Source organism: Catenibacterium sp. (assembly GCF_052354645.1).
In the GTDB taxonomy this organism is placed as follows: Bacteria; Bacillota_I; Bacilli_A; order Erysipelotrichales; family Coprobacillaceae; genus Catenibacterium; species Catenibacterium mitsuoka_A.
In genome coordinates, this window is record NZ_DAWDDM010000354.1 from 1 (window position 1) to 1,714 (window position 1,714).

Genomic DNA, 1,714 nt, shown 5'->3' on the forward strand with positions numbered 1-1,714 from the left:
ATATATAACAGGGATTGTAACTTTATTTATTATTATAGGAATAGGGCTTTGTCAATACAATGTACAAGCACCTCAAGAATATGAGTCCTCGAATAATCTTGCTTTATCAAAAGTATCAAATTATCCACAAAATGTACAAACATATGATTCTGAAGGTCATCCGCAAGTTATGACATTTTATTGTAAACCAACTAGGGTTATAGTTAGTGAGCGCAATTCCTTAGAAACCATATTGTCACTAGGAGAAGGAGATTGCGTTATAAATACACCTCTACAAAAAAATAGCCAAGCTTATAAAGAGTTGAGTAATAAATATCCTGATGAAATAAAAAAGGTTCATTTTTTTGGAGCTGCTGAATTGAATACTGAATCTTCTTTAGCGCAAAGGCCAGATTTTATATTAGGATGGAAGTCAACTTTTACTTCCGTATTCAGAAAATCAACGCATTGGTGGAATTCCCGGGGAATTAAAACATATGTGGTAGCTACTTCTAATCATTTATTATCTCAGGGAACGATTGAGGATGAGTGTAAATTCTTAGATGATATGGGGCGGAATTTTTCTCATAAAGATAAAACAGATCAGATGATCAAAGAAATTCATCAAGAATTGGACAGTGTAAAAAGTGAAACGGAAGATCGAGAAAAGCAGGTAGTAATGGTGATAGAAAAAAATAGAAATGGTTTTTTTAATTATGACTCTGGATGGCTAGTAGGCGATATGGTTCAACAATTGGGTGGCTATATGCCTGTAAAAGAGAGAACGGTTAGTAGTGAAGAGTTGATCAAATTAGATCCAGATGTGATTTTTGTTGTTTATTTTAGCGACGAAATGAAACAGGATATATATGAGACTTTTTCATCTCCAATGTATAGTTCGCTAAAAGTAGTAAAAAACAATAGAATATATCCGATTTCTTTGTATGATAAGTATGCTACTGGAGTTAGAACAGTAAATGGTATTCAACTGATTCGAAATGGTTTATATCCTGATTTGTGCTCTGAATGACGTGAAAAAGTGAAGCCAATTGTTAAGCTGACCTATCTTGCTTCTGTTGTGGACTAGCCGGATGGCGTAAAAATGTTATGAGTATATATGGTTTGCGCAGAAAATTATGGGTATCTTGTATGATGTGAGTGTACGAGCAATAAAACAACAAATCTATAGAATTTTTAATGATAGAGAATTCCAGAAGAAGGCAGCATTATTTTATCTCGGTCATCTGATGGAATTAATAGTAATGGATGATGGGTGATAATATATTCCTCTCATTATGTTTAAATGGTGAATATACTTGTGATACGTATCTATATAAAGAAGTGATTGTATGAAACGAGTGATCTGGGATGAGGAAGAGGCTGCCTTGCTGGTGGATACCTATAGAAGGATCGAGGCCACGCCTTCTCAAAAGAATGAGCTTCTTCATCAACTTTCTGATGTTTTGCGAAAAAGAGCCATTTCGAAAGGGCTGGAAATCGACGAGCGTTTTCGGAATTTCAATGGGATGAAGTTTCAGTACGAGCTCTTGCGTTATCTGATGACGGATGGGGAGCAGGGGCTTTCTGGAAATGTAGCAAAGACGATCGCGGAAATGGCAGAGATCTATCGGAGTGAGCCGGAAAAGTTTGAGAACATATTGCATCGCATAGGTTGAGAAGTTTGAAAGCAGAAAGAACAATCTCCCCCTTATATGAATTCTCATAGGTTAAAAGG

At 35.8% G+C, this 1,714-nt stretch carries 2 protein-coding genes; both read left to right on the forward strand.

The window, feature by feature from the left end; genetic code table 11:
- A partial coding sequence (locus ACT8VG_RS10915) for an ABC transporter substrate-binding protein (RefSeq protein WP_444195892.1) occupies positions 1 to 1,009 on the forward strand: 1,009 nt, incomplete at its 5' end.
- Positions 1,010 to 1,328: 319 nt separating this feature from the next.
- Positions 1,329 to 1,655: a hypothetical protein gene (locus ACT8VG_RS10920; RefSeq protein ID WP_444195893.1), complete on the forward strand. Its 327-nt coding sequence runs from the start codon at positions 1,329 to 1,331 to the stop codon at positions 1,653 to 1,655.
- Positions 1,656 to 1,714 lie beyond the last annotated feature (59 nt).

What these genes read in the sequence shown, in the direction of transcription:
- ACT8VG_RS10920 (WP_444195893.1), top strand. Translation starts at nt 1,329, where the DNA reads ATGAAACGAGTGATCTGGGATGAGGAAGAGGCTGCCTTGCTGGTGGAT.